Below are 15752 nucleotides of genomic sequence, written 5' to 3'. Positions count from 1 at the left end.
AGCCATTCTCATGTATCTCCTCCTCTGCGCCTGGAGCGCCTCTGCGTGAGATAAAAAATATGAAAATAGCTGTAACACCCCACTAACCGCAGTCCTCAGCCTCACAAACACGGCGAATATTGAGAATATCACTCATTTTCTTGAGTTGCACAAATAAATGTTCCAACTGAGAACAATCGCGGACATCAATTCCCAAATCCATTAACGCAGGTTGTCCCAGAGAAGTTTTCACTTGAGCATGACGAACATTGATACCTTGATCACTCAAGCGTGATAGTACATCTTTCAATACTCCTACTCTGTCCATAGCTTCAATTTGCACATTAATCGGATAAGTATGAGGACGGCCACGGTTTTCCATAGCCGAATTCCAGCGCACCGGTACTAAACGCTCATATTCAATAGGATCTACATTATGACAGCCTTGGCGATGGATAGAAATTCCTCTTCCTCTTGTCACCACACCCACAATTGCTTCACCGGGAATGGGGGTACAACAGCCAGCGATATGATGAACCAAACCCTCCATACCAATAATCGGGGAATCACTAGCACGGGAAGTAATTAGTGATGTATCCCGTGAGGATTTTGGAGCTGGTTCTTTGGGGATAAATGGGACAACATCACTGACCGGTTGTCTAGCTTTGACAACTTCTCGCCAACGATTCAGCACTAAATTCGAGGTAATTTCCCCATAACCCAAACCAGCGAGTAAATCTTCCACAGTATGATAATTACATCTTTCCGCGACAGTGTGCATAGCATCCGATTTGAGCAAACTCTCAAAACCAGTTTTCCCCAATTCCTTCTCTAATAAATCCCGTCCTCTGGCGATATTTTCTTCCCGGCGCGATCGCTTATACCACTGTTTAATTCGATACTTCGCCGCTGACGTGCTAACAAAATTTAACCAATCCAAACTAGGATGACAATTCTTTTGAGTAATAATGTCCACAATATCGCCATTATGCAATCGCGTTGACAAAGGCACAATCCGTCCATTAACCCGCGCCCCCGCACAGTGATTTCCCACCTCAGTATGAATCCGATAAGCAAAATCAATACTTGTAGAACCAGGACTTAAGGGAACAACATCCCCCTTTGGGGTGAAGACATAAACGTCATCTTCAAATAGATTATCTTTAACACTATCTAAGTATTCCTGAGCATCTTTTAAATCACTTTGCCAATCTAGCAACTGCCTTAACCAAGTAAACTTTTCATCAGTGCTTGTCACAGGAGTATTTTCCGAACCCCCAGTTTCTTTATACTTCCAATGGGCAGCAATTCCGTACTCGGCGATATGGTGCATTTCCAAAGTCCGAATTTGCACCTCCAACGGGCGGCCAGTCAAGCCAATTACCCCTGTATGCAAAGACTGATAATGGTTTGGTTTCGGCAAGCCAATGTAATCCTTAAATCTACCAGGGATAGGACGAAAAGAATCATGAACAACAGCTAAAGCCCGATAGCATTCTTCATTAGTTTGGACAATAATTCGCAGCGCCGCCAAATCGTAAATTTCATGAAATTCCTTCTGCTGCCGCTGCATTTTTTGATAAATGCTATAAAGGTGTTTAGGACGACCACTAATTTCTAAACAATTAATTCCCGCTTTGAGTAACCGACGGCGCAAAGTATCCGTAGCCTTGAGTAACTTTTCTTCCCGTGCCGTGCGTTTTTCCGCCACGCATTTCTGAGTTTCTCGATAAGCATCTGGTTCTAAATATTTAAATGCTAAATCCTCTAATTCCCACTTAATTTGCCAAATCCCTAAGCGATTCGCCAAAGGGGCAAAAATATCTCGCGTTTCCTGGGCGCTGCGTTGACGACTAGCATCTGACATATATTGGAGAGTCCGCATATTATGCAAACGGTCCGCCAGTTTCACCACAATTACCCGAATATCTTGCGCCATGGCCAAAAACATTCGCCGGAAATTTTCCGCCTGACTTTCAGTTTTGCTAGTAAAATTAATTTTCGACAGCTTGGTAACACCTTCTACCAAGAGTCTGACTTCTGGCCCAAACCGTGCTTCTATATCTTCAACTGTAACTTCTGTATCCTCAACTACATCATGAAGTAACCCGGCTGCTATCATAGCAGGACTACCACCTAATTCACGGAGTATTTCCGCTACAGCAACAGGATGGGCAATATAAGGTTCTCCCGATTTGCGAATTTGACCACCATGTAGTTGATATGCAAACTGAAAAGCCCGACAAATCAAGGCATTACCGTTATACGTTCGGTCTTCTTCCTCTGTAAGGATAGGCGCTGGCGGTGCGATTAAACATTTGTTAAGCCAATCGGGGAGAACAACATCAACAGGGGGTTTGACGGCTACACTACTCATAAAATAAAAAAGGTAATTTGTGGATAGGTTAAGAGATAAGCAAAAATGACAGCATTTCTATAAGTAGATGCTGTTGACTGAAGGTTTAAAGACAAGGTTGGAGAGATGATGTCCTAATTGCCTATGGTCATCATCCATTGTAGGTTTGTTTCAAACATAATCAAAAACCTATTGACGGTAAACCAAGCCTCAAAATAAGATTTGAGACCTGTGATTTTGAACAGGAACAATGGAAAGCTTGGGGATATAAGAAAATTTTCTTGACATTAATACTATCTTAACTAGCAACAGATGTCTTTTAATTGTGATAAATATCAGGAATTGGCAACATTTCTAGATGAGTTTCGGACTAATGTAACAGCAGGTAAACTCAGTGCGGGGGAGTTACGTCCACATTTAGCCAAGTTACAGGCGTTTTTTAGCCAGCAAATTGTTCCTTTGGTTGATCCTAATTCACGAGAACAATCCTATAAAACTGAAATAAGTAAGCAGTTGCGACTATTGGAAGTAGATATGATGTTTCTACAAGGGGCAAGGCATTCAACAACTTTTCAGTCTAGATTAAAGACTATAGAAGAACGCATTAATACCTTGATTGGGTATTCTCAAGCTATTACCCAGCCTAGGAAATCGCAGGAATCAAAGTAGGAATTTGTTTCACGCACAGACGCGGAGGTGCTTTCTAACCGCCAAGGCGAAAATAACTGATTTTTCTTCAACTAAAACTACTACAATGACTGTTGATACTAGATAATGGGAAAGCTTTGACATTTACCCAACCTAGCCCGGAACCAAAGAACTAATAACTATGCGAACTCACTATTGCGGCGAACTCCGAAAAGAACATATTGGTGAAACTGTTACCTTTTACGGATGGGTAGACCGTCGCCGCGATCACGGTGGTGTGATATTCTTAGACTTGCGCGATCGCTCTGGTATTGTCCAAATCGTCAGCGACCCCCAGCGCACCCCAGACTCCTACGAACAGGCTAACTCACTGCGAAATGAATACGTTGTAGCAATCACCGGTAGAGTTACCCAACGTCCCCCAGAATCCCTAAATCCTCGACTTCCTACAGGCGAAGTAGAAATCTACGCAGATAAAATAGAACTACTCAACGCCGTCCGCAAACAGTTACCTTTCCAAGTTTCCACCGCAGACACGGAAACAGTCAGAGAAGATTTGCGGTTAAAATATCGTTATTTGGATTTACGACGGGAACGCATGGCGCAAAATATGCAATTGCGTCATCAAGTCATCAAAGCCATGCGGCGCTACCTGGAAGACTTAGAAGGTTTTATTGAAATCGAAACCCCAGTTCTCACCCGTTCGACTCCTGAAGGTGCGAGAGATTATATTCTTCCCAGTCGAGTGAATGAAGGTGAATGGTTTGCTTTACCGCAATCTCCCCAACTTTTCAAACAATTATTGATGGTATCGGGAATGGATAGATACTATCAAGTAGCGCGATGTTTTCGGGATGAAGATCTACGCGCCGATAGACAACCGGAGTTTACCCAATTAGACATGGAAATGAGTTTCATGTCTGAAGATGAAATTATTGAACTCAACGAAAAGTTAGTTTGTCATATCTTCAAAACTGTGAAAGGAATTGATTTACCTCGTCCTTTTCCTCGTCTTCCCTACGCGGAAGCTATGAACCGTTATGGAAGTGATAAACCAGATACCCGCTACGGTTTAGAATTAGTTGATGTTTCTGACGGTTTAAAGGATTCCGGTTTTAAAGTTTTTCGAGAAGCAATTTCTAACGGTGGTATCGTCAAAATTCTACCCATTCCTAACGGTAACGATGCCATTTCTAATGTTCGCATTAAACCAGGTGGGGATATTTTCCGAGAAGCCGCAGAAGCAGGTGCGAAAGGATTAGCTTATATTCGTGTCCGGGAAAATGGCGAAATTGACACCATTGGCGCAATTAAAGATAATTTGACACCGGAACAAAAGCAGGAAATCTTAACAAGAACAGGTGCAAAAGCTGGACATTTGTTATTATTTGCGGCGGCTGATAGGTCCACTGTGAATAAAACTTTAGACAGAATTCGTCAATTTGTGGCTAAGGAATTTAAGTTAATTGCAAAAGACAAAATTAACTTCCTCTGGGTGACAGAATTCCCCATGTTTGAATGGAATGCAGATGAAAAACGTCTGGAAGCATTACACCACCCATTTACAGCCCCCCATCCTGAGGATATCAGCGATTTGAAAACCGCCCGCGCTCAAGCTTATGATTTAGTTTTAAATGGGTTTGAAGTTGGTGGGGGAAGTCTGCGAATTTATCAGCGAGAAGTTCAAGAACAGGTGTTTTCAGCTATTGGTTTATCAACGGAAGAAGCACAAAGCAAATTTGGCTTTTTGTTGGAAGCTTTTGAATATGGTACTCCTCCCCATGGTGGTATTGCTTACGGTATAGATCGTTTGGTAATGTTGTTGTCTGGAGAGGAATCAATTCGTGATGTAATCGCTTTTCCTAAGACTCAACAAGCTCGTTGTTTGTTAACAGATGCTCCCGCAAATGTGGACGCAAAACAATTGAAGGAGTTGCACGTTGCTTCTACTTTTAAACCGAAGGTTTAAGTAATTCAATGTTATATTATTCCCTCTGCTAAGTTTTAGTAGGGGGTTTAATTTTGGTTGATAAATTTCCCATACACAATTTTTTGACCCACATTCAGCAGTACCTTCTGTCCTTTTATGGCTCATGTAAATTAACAACTTTGCTTTAACTTTGATGATGCGATCGCCCTACCAATATTCCCCCCCAGAAAAATTATCAATTACCACCCCAAACAGATATAATGTTTATGAATGGAGAAACATTCAAGCACTACCATTAAACGTCTGGTTTCTAGCTATTAAGTCAGTTGCTTCTATGGTCGCAATTACAAAGCTACTAATTGAGATTCTATTGCTGAAGATTGTAAATTACGACCGATAAAAACTAAACTGGTTTGTTTTGCTTCTTCTGGTTTCCAAGGACGATCATAAAATTTATCAAATCTATTACCCACACCTTGCATCACTAACCGCATGGGTTTATTAGCAACAGCCACAAAACCTTTAATTCTGTAAATTTCCTGTTCTTGTGCCAGTTTTTCTAATGTTGCTTGTAGCTTTTCGGGGTCAAATGTCCGGTCTAAAATCACGTGAGTTGAATTTATTTCATCATCATGATCATGGTCTTCTTCTGTATCATGGTGACTAGGACGATCATCTAAATTATCTTCTACTGCGGCTGCAAATCCTAAGAATATAGATGGGTCTAATTTACCATAATCACTAGAGACAATTTTCACAACTCTAGGTAGTTCTTTCTTGACTAATTCTAGAACTTGTGCTTGTGTTTGGGCATCAACTAAATCAGTTTTATTCAAAATTACTAAATCAGCGCAAGCAAGTTGATCTTCAAACAATTCTTGTAATGGTGTTTCATGTTCTAGGCTATCATCTTCTTGACGTTGGGCTGCGATCGCATCTAAATCACTGGCAAATGTTCCCGCAGCAACAGCGGCACAATCTACTACTGTAATTACTGCATCTACTGTAGCTGCATTGCGGATTTCTTGCCAACGAAAGGCTTTAACTAAGGGTTTTGGTAATGCTAAACCAGAGGTTTCAATGATAATATAATCAATACTATCTCGGCGTTTAATTAACTCCCGCATTGTCGGGTAAAATTCCTCTTGAACGGTGCAGCACAAACAGCCGTTTGTCAGTTCAAATATATTGTTATTATTTGGGGTTTCTGGATTTGCTTCTATTTCATCTTCGGGGCAAATTTGACAGGATTTCAATAATTCACCGTCTATCCCCAGTTCGCCAAATTCGTTGACTAATACTGCTATGCGTCGTCCTTGGTTGTTTTGGAGGAGGTGACGGATAATGCTGGTTTTACCGCTTCCTAAGAAGCCTGTGATGACGGTAACGGGGATTTTTGTAGCCATGTTTTGTGTGTAGTTTTGAATTCAATTTTACCATATATTACCAGCCCCAGATCCCCGACTTCTCAAAGAAGTCGGGGATCTAAACTTGTTAAGGCGTTAGATGTAAAACCAGAAATTAGATAATTATTCATAAACTTTCAATGAATTGATGAATTTCTCACATCTTTCTTCTCTCATTTCTGAGATAATATTAGTAATTGTATCTTGTGAAGATTGATTATTAAGTCTTTGGTTAAGTATTTCTCCTCTTTGAATGATGCTTTGTTTGATAATATTCCAGTCAGGTTTAATTTGTAATTCTGTTTCTAATAATTGTTTCTCCTCTGGGGATAAACAATGAATAATTTCAACTAATTTTTTGACTAATTCCCTGTTCATACCAATACCTTGTCCAAATTAGAAAAAGCCTTGATTTGTAGGTTGAGTTGTTCGCGTTAGCGTTGCGAAGCAATAGCATGAAACCCAACAAATGCGTTGGGTTGCGCTGTCGCTTGACCCAACCTACAATTTATCTTTGGTGTTGATAATTAAGAACCAAAGGAATTTAATACCCGCGTTATTGCATCAATAAATTTTTCTCCCCAAATACTTGATAGCAAACCAGATAATAGAATCAGGATTGTTGCAATAACTAGATGAAATAAATTCAAATCATCTATAGACGATAATGAAATGGGAATAGTTACCACCAAAACACCAAATGCAGCACCTCCAAGAAATCTGTAAATAACTTTAGCAGTGGAACTTTGTTTAATATCAGTATTTTCTGAAGTCATAAAGGTTTCCTGGGAAACGGGTTGATATTTAATTCGATTGGGAACGTCGGACAAATGGAAGTAAATCTTGTAAAATCACTTGATGATAATGTTCTTGGGGATAATGTCCGACATTATTAAGTTTGATTATTTCCCCATTGGGTACAGATTTTACAAAAGTTTCCGCCATATCTACAGATAACCAAGGATCAATCATACCCCATTGAACTAAAATAGGTTGTTGCCATTCTTTAAACCCATTTTCTATTTCTAGCATGGCTTTTTCGAGTTGGAAATTGCGAATTGTTGCTAGGAGACTTCTCCCAGGTGCAGAACTTTTCAAAAAGGGCTTTCTATAAATGTCTAAATCTTGATCTTCAATGCGATAACGACTGCCACCTTCTAGGGTTCTATCAACTAATAATGGATCTTGGGTAATCATATCTCCCGCAAAAGGTAAACCCATTTGTTTAATTTTCCAAGGTAATTTTGCTGCTGGAGAAATGGGTGTATTTAAAATAGCAATATTAGCAACTTTGTCAGGATAACGTAAGGCATATTGTAAGCCAACCGAACCTAAAAAACCTTGGACAACTAGGGAAAACTTGTCTAATTCTAAAGCTTGAATAAATCCTGCTAAGGCGGTGATAAATGCGTCCGGAGTATAAGCAAAATCCTGTTTTTCTGGTGTACCGGAAAATCCACAACCAATCCAGTCAGGTGCGATCGCTCTATTTCCCTGTGCTGCTAAACTAGGTATAATATTTCTCCAACTATAACTTTGAGCAACTATCCCGTGTAAAAATAACACAGGAATTAAATCAGTTCTCCCAATTGGTTCAGCTTCTCGATAAAACCATTCTAGAGAATCTACTGTAATTTTATGTTCTTGAATTGACACGCTATTTTCCTATTGACGACGGCAACAACACCAGACAAATGCTAATATCATCATCCTATAAATAGGGGTTGCTGAAAAAGTTGTCTGTGAGGGGAGGTGACAGGTGACAGGTGATAGTTTCAACTATTTGGATATCCTCAATTTTCCCAATCCGACAAGGAAAAATGCACATATTTTGAGATACCATCAGCCAAAACCTTGCACTTTTTTGTGATAGAAATCAGCGAAACCTTTATTAAGAGGATGTTTGAAAAGTTTCCGGCGATTAGAAATCGCTACTACACAAACAAAGTCCACCTGCGTGGACTAACGAAAAATCAAGGCTTTTGAACCCACGTATCCCTTACGGGACCGAAGGAATAGGTGGGTTTCGTCTGTGTAGCTGCGACTTCTAGTCGCCCTTGCAAGTAATAAATTAGACTTTTCAAACACCCTCTAACAAACGGTTTTAGCTTTATTCAGCAAGCCATAGGTAATAGATGAACAAATCCCATAACTACTTAGGGGCTGCTGAATAACCATAGAACTGAGATATATCAGGAGTTTGAAGGTAAAAAAGGTGAATCAGGTGCAAGGAATAAAGGTTGAAATTAGCAAAAACCTATCACTTGGATTCAATACTATTCTTCTCTTCTTCTAATTCTTCCTCCTGACTCCTGTACAGACGTTCCGGCGGAACGTCTCTACTGACTCCTGACTCCTAGCCCATGACTTACGTCACGCTGCGCTATCACAGACAACTTTTTCAGCAAACCCTACTTATAGCAAGGGTTTCTCAAACAGTACCAGGGCTAAGATAAAATCCATAATGAAAATTGCCACCCAAGTAGTTACCACAGCAGTTGTAGCTGATTCTCCCACTTCCTTTGCGCCTCCTTGAGTTGTTAGCCCCCAACTACAGCCATTAACCGATACTATAGCCCCAAAAATCCACCCCTTCAGTAAAATAATTAAAATATCTGATGGTAATAAAAAATTTCTCACTGATTCTAAAAATGTTTCAGGACTAACCTGATAAAACTGCATAGCCGCAAAAGCACCACCCATAACACCTGTAACTACAGCAAAAATCATCATTACAGGCATCATTAAACAGCAAGCAATGACTCTGGGTAGGACAAGATAATCAATAGGGTCTGTTCTGAGCATATATAAAGCGTCAATTTGCTCTGTTACCCGCATTGCTCCTAATTCCGCTGCAAAAGCTGAACCTACTTGTCCGGCGATAATACTAGCAGTTAAAATTGGTGCTAGTTCTCGACAAAATGCTAAAGCAAATGCACCGCCAACGGTATCTACAGCCCCGAATCTGACTAATTCCCTAGCGGTTTGAATCGTGAAAATCATCCCCGCAAAACCGTTGACTAATAATACTGGAGGGAGGGAAGCTGGTCCTGTTGTCACTGTATGTTCTAATATCTTGCGATAGTAGGTTTTTCCGCACAGGAAATGCAGTAAAATTTGACCGAACAACAGGAATACTGACAAACAGCGAATTATCCAAGATTGTTCTAAATTTCTTTTTGGTTGCAAGTTTACGGCCACTAATTAAATTTTTTTACTAGGAAATTATGAAAATTTAAGTTGCTACAAATAGAGTATTCCAATCACTAATAGCATTTCTTTGAGCAGTTAATAATTCCTGGATACCTTGTTCCGAAAAATCTAACATTTGATTTAACTGCTGACGACTAAAACTTCCCGCTTCCGCTGTTCCCTGAACTTCAATAATGTCCATTTGATGATTCATAACTACGTTAAAATCCACATCTGCGGCTACATCTTCAACATAGTTAAGATCCAAAAATGGTTCACCCTCCAACAAGCCTACAGAAACTGCTGCTATTTGTCCACATAAAGGCGATCGCTCAATAACCCCCTGGTGCAATAATTGAGAAATAGCATGAGCCAAAGCCACAAAACCCCCAGTAATTGCCATTGTCCTCGTTCCTGCGTCAGCTTGCAGCACATCTGTATCCACAGTCAATGTTAGTTCTCCCAGTGCCTCAAAATCCAAGGCAGCCCTTAAACTCCGCCCAATTAAACGTTGAATTTCCTGAGTTCTCCCCGACAATTTCATCAATTCCCGTTCCTGGCGTTTCTGGGTAGCAGAAGGCAACATTCTATATTCAGCAGTCAACCAACCCTTCCCACCACCAGTCAAAAATTTAGGCACTCCTTCCGCCACACTAACCGTACACAGAACCTGAGTATCACCAGACTTCGCTAAAACAGAACCAGGGGCAAACCGAGTGAAATTAGGATAAAAACTATGGGGACGGAGTTCACCAGGGGTTCTCCCGTCAGGACGTTGCCAAGTCATGGAAATTGCCTTTTGAATTTTTGCCTACAGCCTTTAGATTACCCCATGATGACAAAGGAATAAGGCTGCTTTACTAATAAATACTGCTGTATTAGGATTTACGCATTGACAAGATTCCCCAAATATGTCAGGTAAATTTTATCCCTTGTAGGGTACGTCAGACACGATATTTTGACAAAAAAACAGATTCCCTCTATCTGACGCACCCTACTCAATAAGTTATTCCCAAAGCCGAAAACGACGCAATTTCGTTCATTCATATCATGGTAAATTAGTGAGCGTGCGTAAGTCTTATGTATAATAACTATATGTTTTGCTATTAGCAAAAATTTGCCTTATGGTTGCCCAACTAGAAACCCCAGGTCTAAATTCAACCCTCAGCTTACCATATTCCGTAGAAGGACTGGTACAAGTTTTTACTAGTTCCCAGCGAAGCTTTTTTACCAGCGTCATGGCACAAGCGCTGAGAATTGCCGGACAAGGTACACCAGTATTAATAGTCCAATTCCTCAAAGGTGGGATTCGTCAAGGACATGAACGACCTACCCAAATGGGACAACATTTAGATTGGATTCGCTGTGATTTACTCCGTTATATTGATAATTCCGAATTGGACGCAGCAGAAAATCAAGCTTTGCAACAACTTTGGCAACATACCCAAAAGGTAGTTAATGAAGGTAAGTATTCTTTATTGCTATTAGATGAGTTGAGTTTAGCGATTAATTTCGGTTTAATTCCAGAAACCGAGGTTTTAGAGTTTCTGTCTCACCGTCCTCCTCATGTTGATATTATCCTCACAGGTTCTCAGATGCCCCAGTCTCTTTTAGATGTAGCAGACCAAATTACAGAAATTCGTCGCAGTCATCAACCTTAAGTATTAAGATAATAACTTGGCTTGAATTATTTGTGAACTTGTGATTAAAAACGACATCTGGATTACCGAAATGGCTCAAAAAGGCATGATTTCGCCTTTTGAATCGAGTTTAATTCGTCATTCTGAAGAACTACCTGTAATTTCATTTGGGCTTAGTAGCTTTGGCTACGATATCCGACTATCAGCAGAAGATTTCCGTATTTTTAGACATATTCCCGGAACTGTAGTAGACCCCAAGCATTTTAATCCTGAAAACTTGGAAGCAACAAAACTTCATCAAGATCCTAATGGTAGCTACTTCATCCTTCCAGCACACTCCTATGGACTTGGGGTTGCACTTGAAAAACTAGAAATCCCAGATAACATTACAGTAATTTGCATAGGAAAAAGCACTTATGCGCGTTGTGGCATAATTGCAAATGTAACTCCTGCTGAAGCAGCTTGGCGGGGTTATTTGACTTTGGAATTATCCAATGCTTCAAGTGCTGACTGTCGTATTTATGCTAATGAAGGAATAGTGCAGTTGATGTTTTTGGAAGGTGAACCATGTGGTGTTAGTTATGAATCACGTCAGGGTAAATATCAAGACCAATTAGGTGTTGTAACTCTAGCTAAGGTTTAAATTTAATGTAAAATTTAGAGTTTAATTTTGAGCTAGAGAATAGGGAGATTAACAAATGTCAGTGCTTACAAATACCGATTTGAGAAGAATTTTATGTTATGACGAAAACCAGTGGCATGAAAAACCACTATTAATTGAGGATGGTTCAGATGATTGTATTACACCTATGGGCTATGATTTAAGGGTAGGTGGATTTTACAAAAGATTAATTGGCAAGCCAAATCTTGATACGTTAGATGAAGGAAAGTCAATTGAAATCAAGCCTGGAGATATAGCTTTAATTAGTACCTACGAAAAGCTGAGAATGCCAAAAGATGCTTCAATTTCAGCTTTAATCTTATCAAGAGTATCACAAGTTTCTCGTGGACTATCCAATATATCTACAAAAGTTGATCCAGGCTGGGGAGAAGGTGAACTATTAATACCAGTACAAAACTTTTCCAAAGATGTTATTACACTAAAATATAAGGAGAAATTTTGTACTATAGTATTTTTTAATAATGAATCACCAGCTTCTCCTGCATACAAACCAAGTTCAAGCAGGGCAAACTTTTTTAACTTACTTTCTCAGACAAATAGGGCATCATTAGTAAAAGATTTTCAGCTAGGCTTTGTATCTATCGTGATAATAGGAATAGCAGTTACTATGGGCTATTACTATTTTGGTAATTCCCCCGGTTTTGGAGTTACAGTAACAGCAGGTATAGCAATAGAAAGAGTGGCTTCAGTTATAGCTTCAAGATTGATAGGTAGAAGATAATTAGAATATTATGACTGAAGCCGTTTTAGATCAGCAAGAAATGACAAAGAGAAATATTAGTCAGTTATTGTCACAATTGACTAATACCTATCAAAACACACGCAGCGAAAGAAAGGAAATTGTTATTCAGTTTCCTCCAGAGAATGAAGAGTTTTCACTATTAGAAGAAATTGAACTTTTAACAGTAAATTTAAGAGGTTATGCTAGTCAAATCGCAGCTACAGGTCAAATAATTAATAAAGAGCAGGTGATTTCTCAATTACAAGCAATGCGAGTTTTTAGTGTTTCCCCAATTGGTCAATTTTACTTTAGCAATAATGGCAAGTATGAACAAATAAAAAATTATATTAGGATGTTGGATTACTTACGGTTACTATTGTTAGAATATCTGCAATCTCTTTAAAATTTGAAAATCAAGTTATATTCTTTTTTAACCCAAATTCCGCACCCACACTGTCACGTTCTTTGAACGGAGATGATATTATGAGTCGCTCCCGAATTATTCAGCCTGGTCAAAGTTATACATTTAGTAAATACTTTGATTTACCATTTTCTCCAGAAGATATTTTGGCGGAACTTGGTTGTGTTTATCAACGTGAACGGCTAAAATTACCCACGACGGAATCAACACCGCGCTATATTAAAGAATTGCACCGAGTAATTGAACGTAACCTCCAACGGGTCAAATTATTAAGTGAAGATGCCCGTAAACAAGCAATCATAGCACCGATTCTTTTAGAAGTTTGTGAAATTACAGAAACTCAATTGAATATTGAATATCCTATTAGTGTCAGTGACCAATTAAAAGGTAGTTTAGATTATTATATTAATAAAAGTGAAAGTTTATTAGTTATTGAGGCTAAACAAGCGGATTTGAGTAGAGGATTTACACAATTAGCTGTTGAATTAATTGCGCTTGACCAATGGATAAATTCAGAAAAACCTATGCTTTATGGAGCAGTAACTACCGGTGAAGATTGGCGATTTGCTATCTATAAACGGCAAGAAAAAGAGATAATTGAAGATATCAAATTATATCGAGTTCCTGAAGAATTAACTGAATTAGTCAGAATTTTAGTTGCTATAGTTAGCAATTAATAACTGAAGTTGCTAGTTATCTAGTTGAGGCTGGTAATGGGTAATTGGTAATTGGTGAGTAATTTTCTGTTTTAATCCAATACGGTTCAGTTAAGCCTAAAACTCTTTTTTTTAACGAACCACAGAGGCACAGAGGACACAGAGAAAAGAGAAGAACAAATTCTGAACTGTATTGTGTTTTAATCCTGTAAATCCTTTAATCCTGGACATCCTGATTCAGACATTTTCTCTAACTGGCAATTTTATTAAATTTTTATCCTGTTCATAAATAAACTGTTCTTTCATTAATAAAGCCATTTCTGCTTTTTGCAATTCCACTCCTAAATACATGGCATGAGAAACTTGTAAACCAGGACAATCTGTGAATATTTGCTGGGAAAGTTTATGTGCAGATTTACCAGCATAACAATTAACTACTTCTCCAGAACCAGGAGTTGTATGTTCGACAATAATTTGATTATTCTGAATAGTAATAATAAAACTACCAGCAGGATCAAAATAGTCTTTTTGTTGAGATATTTTAGGATATTGAGATGAAATGACATTAGCGATATTTTCAAAACAATCATCATAAATATGGGCGCTTTGACTCATGGTAATTAATGCTCCCATTTTTAATTTATGATCAGTTTTTTTAACTAAAGAATTATAAATATATTTTTGTAAAGCCCTTAATCCCATTGCATTTGCTGGCCAAGCTGAAAACATATCATTACTTCTGAAGGTTGCAGTTAAAGATAGTTCATTATCAACTATTCTCACCCAAATATGATTAAGACAAGGTGGATTGTCATTATCATCTTGACTAGCATCCCATAAGGACATTACAGCCCTTGCAGAATCAATATCTTTTGCTAATTTGTCAATTACCTTTTCAATTTGATCTCTTCCAAACCAAGACCGTAAACGTTGCCCATAGGTGTATTTTACCCCTTCTCGATTGGGTGCATCATCTAAAATTTGGGAAATATATTCTTCTAAAAAACTTCTATCAATTGGTAAATAATTGGGTTCGGGAAAATAGAAATCATCAGGTTCTGCGGTGACAACTGCCATTAAATCTATCAATTCTTGCCATTTACCATCATAACCAGTTGGTCTAATTGTGCCGGTGGTTTTAATCCTGTGAATGATTTTCACCCAAGTTTCGGCGATGGTTTTTCCTTCAATTCTGTGTCCATAGCGTGTTCCTGGTAAAACTGTTGGTTCAACTGTAGTCATGGGAAATTCTACAGGTGTTCCCCAAGGTGCAACTGTTTCTTTTTGGGCGTAATATTGAATTTTTTCGACAGCATCAGCAATTGATGTAGCGTTTTGAATTTCTACGGAATGGCGTAATTTTTCCAAGGTATTTATATCAATATCAATATCAATATAACCAGCAACTTGAGAACGAATTACCCAAGATTTTCGCCCAGCATCACTAATACTCTCTTCCACACCATGACGGAAGAAATCACTTAAACATTGACAAGCACCAGCATTTTTATCTTCTTTGGTAGCATTGAGAATAACTAAATACCGCACATGAGGATTTAGTAATAAGTTGCGAATTAGTAAGTTGATACCTCTGGTGGGTGAGTATAACTGTCCAATTACAGCATATTCATTTGATTGTAGATGTTTTGCGATCGCTTGTTTCACCATCCATCCTGTAATCACTGCGGTTTGACCGCTACCATAAATCAATTGGTTTGGTTTGTGCTGTGCTGTATAATTGAACTGGGTGATTTGACCCATATTGAGATAACCACTCGCTGAATTTACTAAGTTTTTATTCAGGATACAATAATTAGTCTAGATTAATCACACATTGTCAAAAACCCACATTCCACACTCACAACTGTCACACCCCAAGGAAACGGATGTAGTTGGTACATAAGAACTAATTGCCGAGGGGATGTGTTGAAGCTAAATGGGAATTAAGCTGTTGTGCATTTAGTTTGTATAATTCTAGCGGGCAAGATGCCCGCACCACAAAGTTCAAGTAAATTATGGTGATCAGATTTAGCTGCGTAATTAGAGGATAAACCGTAGGGGCGGGGTTTCCCCGCCCTGGGGTTTCCCCGCCCTGGGGTTTCCCCGCCCTGGGGGTAGACG

The 15752-nt window shown here is 39.0% G+C and carries 16 protein-coding genes; 7 read left to right on the top strand and 9 right to left on the bottom strand.

The features are described from left to right. Nucleotides 1-82: 82 nt before the first annotated feature. A complete protein-coding gene (locus IQ226_RS07135) occupies nt 83-2356 on the bottom strand; it encodes a bifunctional (p)ppGpp synthetase/guanosine-3',5'-bis(diphosphate) 3'-pyrophosphohydrolase (protein ID WP_193893878.1) in 2274 nt (757 codons plus the stop codon). Nucleotides 2357-2647: 291 nt separating this feature from the next. Between IQ226_RS07135 and patD the strand changes: the two genes are divergently transcribed. After that, on the top strand, nt 2648-3004 hold the full coding sequence (gene patD, locus IQ226_RS07130; RefSeq protein ID WP_193893875.1) for a heterocyst frequency control protein PatD: 357 nt from the start codon (nt 2648-2650) through the stop codon (nt 3002-3004). Between the two features lie 160 nt (nt 3005-3164). After that, nucleotides 3165-4952 (top strand): aspartate--tRNA ligase, encoded by a 1788-nt coding sequence (gene aspS, locus IQ226_RS07125; protein WP_193893872.1) that lies wholly within the window; start codon nt 3165-3167, stop codon nt 4950-4952. A gap of 305 nt (nt 4953-5257) precedes the next feature. Here aspS and cobW read toward each other — a convergent pair whose 3' ends face one another. The 6 genes from cobW to rph form a co-directional block, all read right to left on the bottom strand. Beyond that, nucleotides 5258-6319 (bottom strand): cobalamin biosynthesis protein CobW, encoded by a 1062-nt coding sequence (gene cobW / locus IQ226_RS07120; protein ID WP_193893870.1) that lies wholly within the window; start codon nt 6317-6319, stop codon nt 5258-5260. A gap of 123 nt (nt 6320-6442) precedes the next feature. Next, complete coding sequence (locus tag IQ226_RS07115; protein WP_193893868.1) at nt 6443-6697, bottom strand: hypothetical protein; 255 nt, start codon at nt 6695-6697, stop codon at nt 6443-6445. A 149-nt stretch (nt 6698-6846) separates the two neighbouring features. Continuing rightward, nucleotides 6847-7095: a hypothetical protein gene (locus IQ226_RS07110; RefSeq protein ID WP_193893866.1), complete on the bottom strand. Its 249-nt coding sequence runs from the start codon at nt 7093-7095 to the stop codon at nt 6847-6849. A gap of 28 nt (nt 7096-7123) precedes the next feature. Then, complete coding sequence (locus IQ226_RS07105) at nt 7124-7975, bottom strand: alpha/beta fold hydrolase (protein WP_193893864.1); 852 nt, start codon at nt 7973-7975, stop codon at nt 7124-7126. A 759-nt stretch (nt 7976-8734) separates the two neighbouring features. Continuing rightward, nucleotides 8735-9520: an MlaE family lipid ABC transporter permease subunit gene (locus IQ226_RS07100; protein ID WP_370567098.1), complete on the bottom strand. Its 786-nt coding sequence runs from the start codon at nt 9518-9520 to the stop codon at nt 8735-8737. 34 nt (nt 9521-9554) lie between these two features. Then, nucleotides 9555-10298: a ribonuclease PH gene (rph, locus tag IQ226_RS07095; RefSeq protein WP_193893862.1), complete on the bottom strand. Its 744-nt coding sequence runs from the start codon at nt 10296-10298 to the stop codon at nt 9555-9557. Nucleotides 10299-10635: 337 nt separating this feature from the next. Here rph and IQ226_RS07090 point away from each other — a divergent pair, with 337 nt between their 5' ends. The 5 genes from IQ226_RS07090 to IQ226_RS07070 all read left to right on the top strand — a co-directional run bounded on the left by IQ226_RS07090 (nt 10636) and on the right by IQ226_RS07070 (nt 13652). Then, complete coding sequence (locus IQ226_RS07090; protein WP_193893860.1) at nt 10636-11172, top strand: P-loop NTPase family protein; 537 nt, start codon at nt 10636-10638, stop codon at nt 11170-11172. Between the two features lie 70 nt (nt 11173-11242). Further along, nucleotides 11243-11794 (top strand): dCTP deaminase, encoded by a 552-nt coding sequence (dcd, locus tag IQ226_RS07085; RefSeq protein ID WP_228039306.1) that lies wholly within the window; start codon nt 11243-11245, stop codon nt 11792-11794. A gap of 55 nt (nt 11795-11849) precedes the next feature. Next, nucleotides 11850-12554 (top strand): hypothetical protein, encoded by a 705-nt coding sequence (locus tag IQ226_RS07080; protein WP_193893856.1) that lies wholly within the window; start codon nt 11850-11852, stop codon nt 12552-12554. Nucleotides 12555-12564: 10 nt separating this feature from the next. Beyond that, entirely contained in the window at nt 12565-12957 is a 393-nt protein-coding gene (locus IQ226_RS07075; protein WP_193893853.1) for a hypothetical protein, read from the top strand. An 80-nt stretch (nt 12958-13037) separates the two neighbouring features. Then, on the top strand, nt 13038-13652 hold the full coding sequence (locus IQ226_RS07070) for a hypothetical protein (protein ID WP_193893850.1): 615 nt from the start codon (nt 13038-13040) through the stop codon (nt 13650-13652). Between the two features lie 216 nt (nt 13653-13868). Here IQ226_RS07070 and IQ226_RS07065 read toward each other — a convergent pair whose 3' ends face one another. Together IQ226_RS07065 and IQ226_RS24975 are read right to left on the bottom strand one after the other, a co-directional pair. Then, nucleotides 13869-15392, bottom strand: coding sequence for a thymidylate synthase (locus IQ226_RS07065; RefSeq protein WP_193893847.1), 1524 nt, complete (start codon nt 15390-15392; stop codon nt 13869-13871). 145 nt (nt 15393-15537) lie between these two features. Beyond that, the coding region (locus tag IQ226_RS24975) for a hypothetical protein (protein ID WP_228039298.1) at nt 15538-15752 on the bottom strand (215 nt) is incomplete at its 5' end.

It is taken from the genome of Dolichospermum sp. LEGE 00240 (genome assembly GCF_015207875.1).
GTDB classification, from domain to species: domain Bacteria; phylum Cyanobacteriota; class Cyanobacteriia; order Cyanobacteriales; family Nostocaceae; genus Dolichospermum; species Dolichospermum gracile.
The sequence above is the reverse complement of the archived record's forward strand: the minus strand, read 5'-3'. Positions and strand labels throughout refer to the sequence as shown.

Coding starts and splice junctions, on each gene's coding strand:
- IQ226_RS07135 (WP_193893878.1), bottom strand. CDS start 2,356: ATGAGTAGTGTAGCCGTCAAACCCCCTGTTGATGTTGTTCTCCCCGAT.
- patD (WP_193893875.1), top strand. CDS start 2,648: ATGTCTTTTAATTGTGATAAATATCAGGAATTGGCAACATTTCTAGAT.
- aspS (WP_193893872.1), top strand. CDS start 3,165: ATGCGAACTCACTATTGCGGCGAACTCCGAAAAGAACATATTGGTGAA.
- cobW (WP_193893870.1), bottom strand. CDS start 6,319: ATGGCTACAAAAATCCCCGTTACCGTCATCACAGGCTTCTTAGGAAGC.
- IQ226_RS07115 (WP_193893868.1), bottom strand. CDS start 6,697: ATGAACAGGGAATTAGTCAAAAAATTAGTTGAAATTATTCATTGTTTA.
- IQ226_RS07110 (WP_193893866.1), bottom strand. CDS start 7,095: ATGACTTCAGAAAATACTGATATTAAACAAAGTTCCACTGCTAAAGTT.
- rph (WP_193893862.1), bottom strand. CDS start 10,298: ATGACTTGGCAACGTCCTGACGGGAGAACCCCTGGTGAACTCCGTCCC.
- IQ226_RS07090 (WP_193893860.1), top strand. CDS start 10,636: ATGGTTGCCCAACTAGAAACCCCAGGTCTAAATTCAACCCTCAGCTTA.
- dcd (WP_228039306.1), top strand. CDS start 11,243: ATGGCTCAAAAAGGCATGATTTCGCCTTTTGAATCGAGTTTAATTCGT.
- IQ226_RS07080 (WP_193893856.1), top strand. CDS start 11,850: ATGTCAGTGCTTACAAATACCGATTTGAGAAGAATTTTATGTTATGAC.
- IQ226_RS07075 (WP_193893853.1), top strand. CDS start 12,565: ATGACTGAAGCCGTTTTAGATCAGCAAGAAATGACAAAGAGAAATATT.
- IQ226_RS07070 (WP_193893850.1), top strand. CDS start 13,038: ATGAGTCGCTCCCGAATTATTCAGCCTGGTCAAAGTTATACATTTAGT.
- IQ226_RS07065 (WP_193893847.1), bottom strand. CDS start 15,392: ATGGGTCAAATCACCCAGTTCAATTATACAGCACAGCACAAACCAAAC.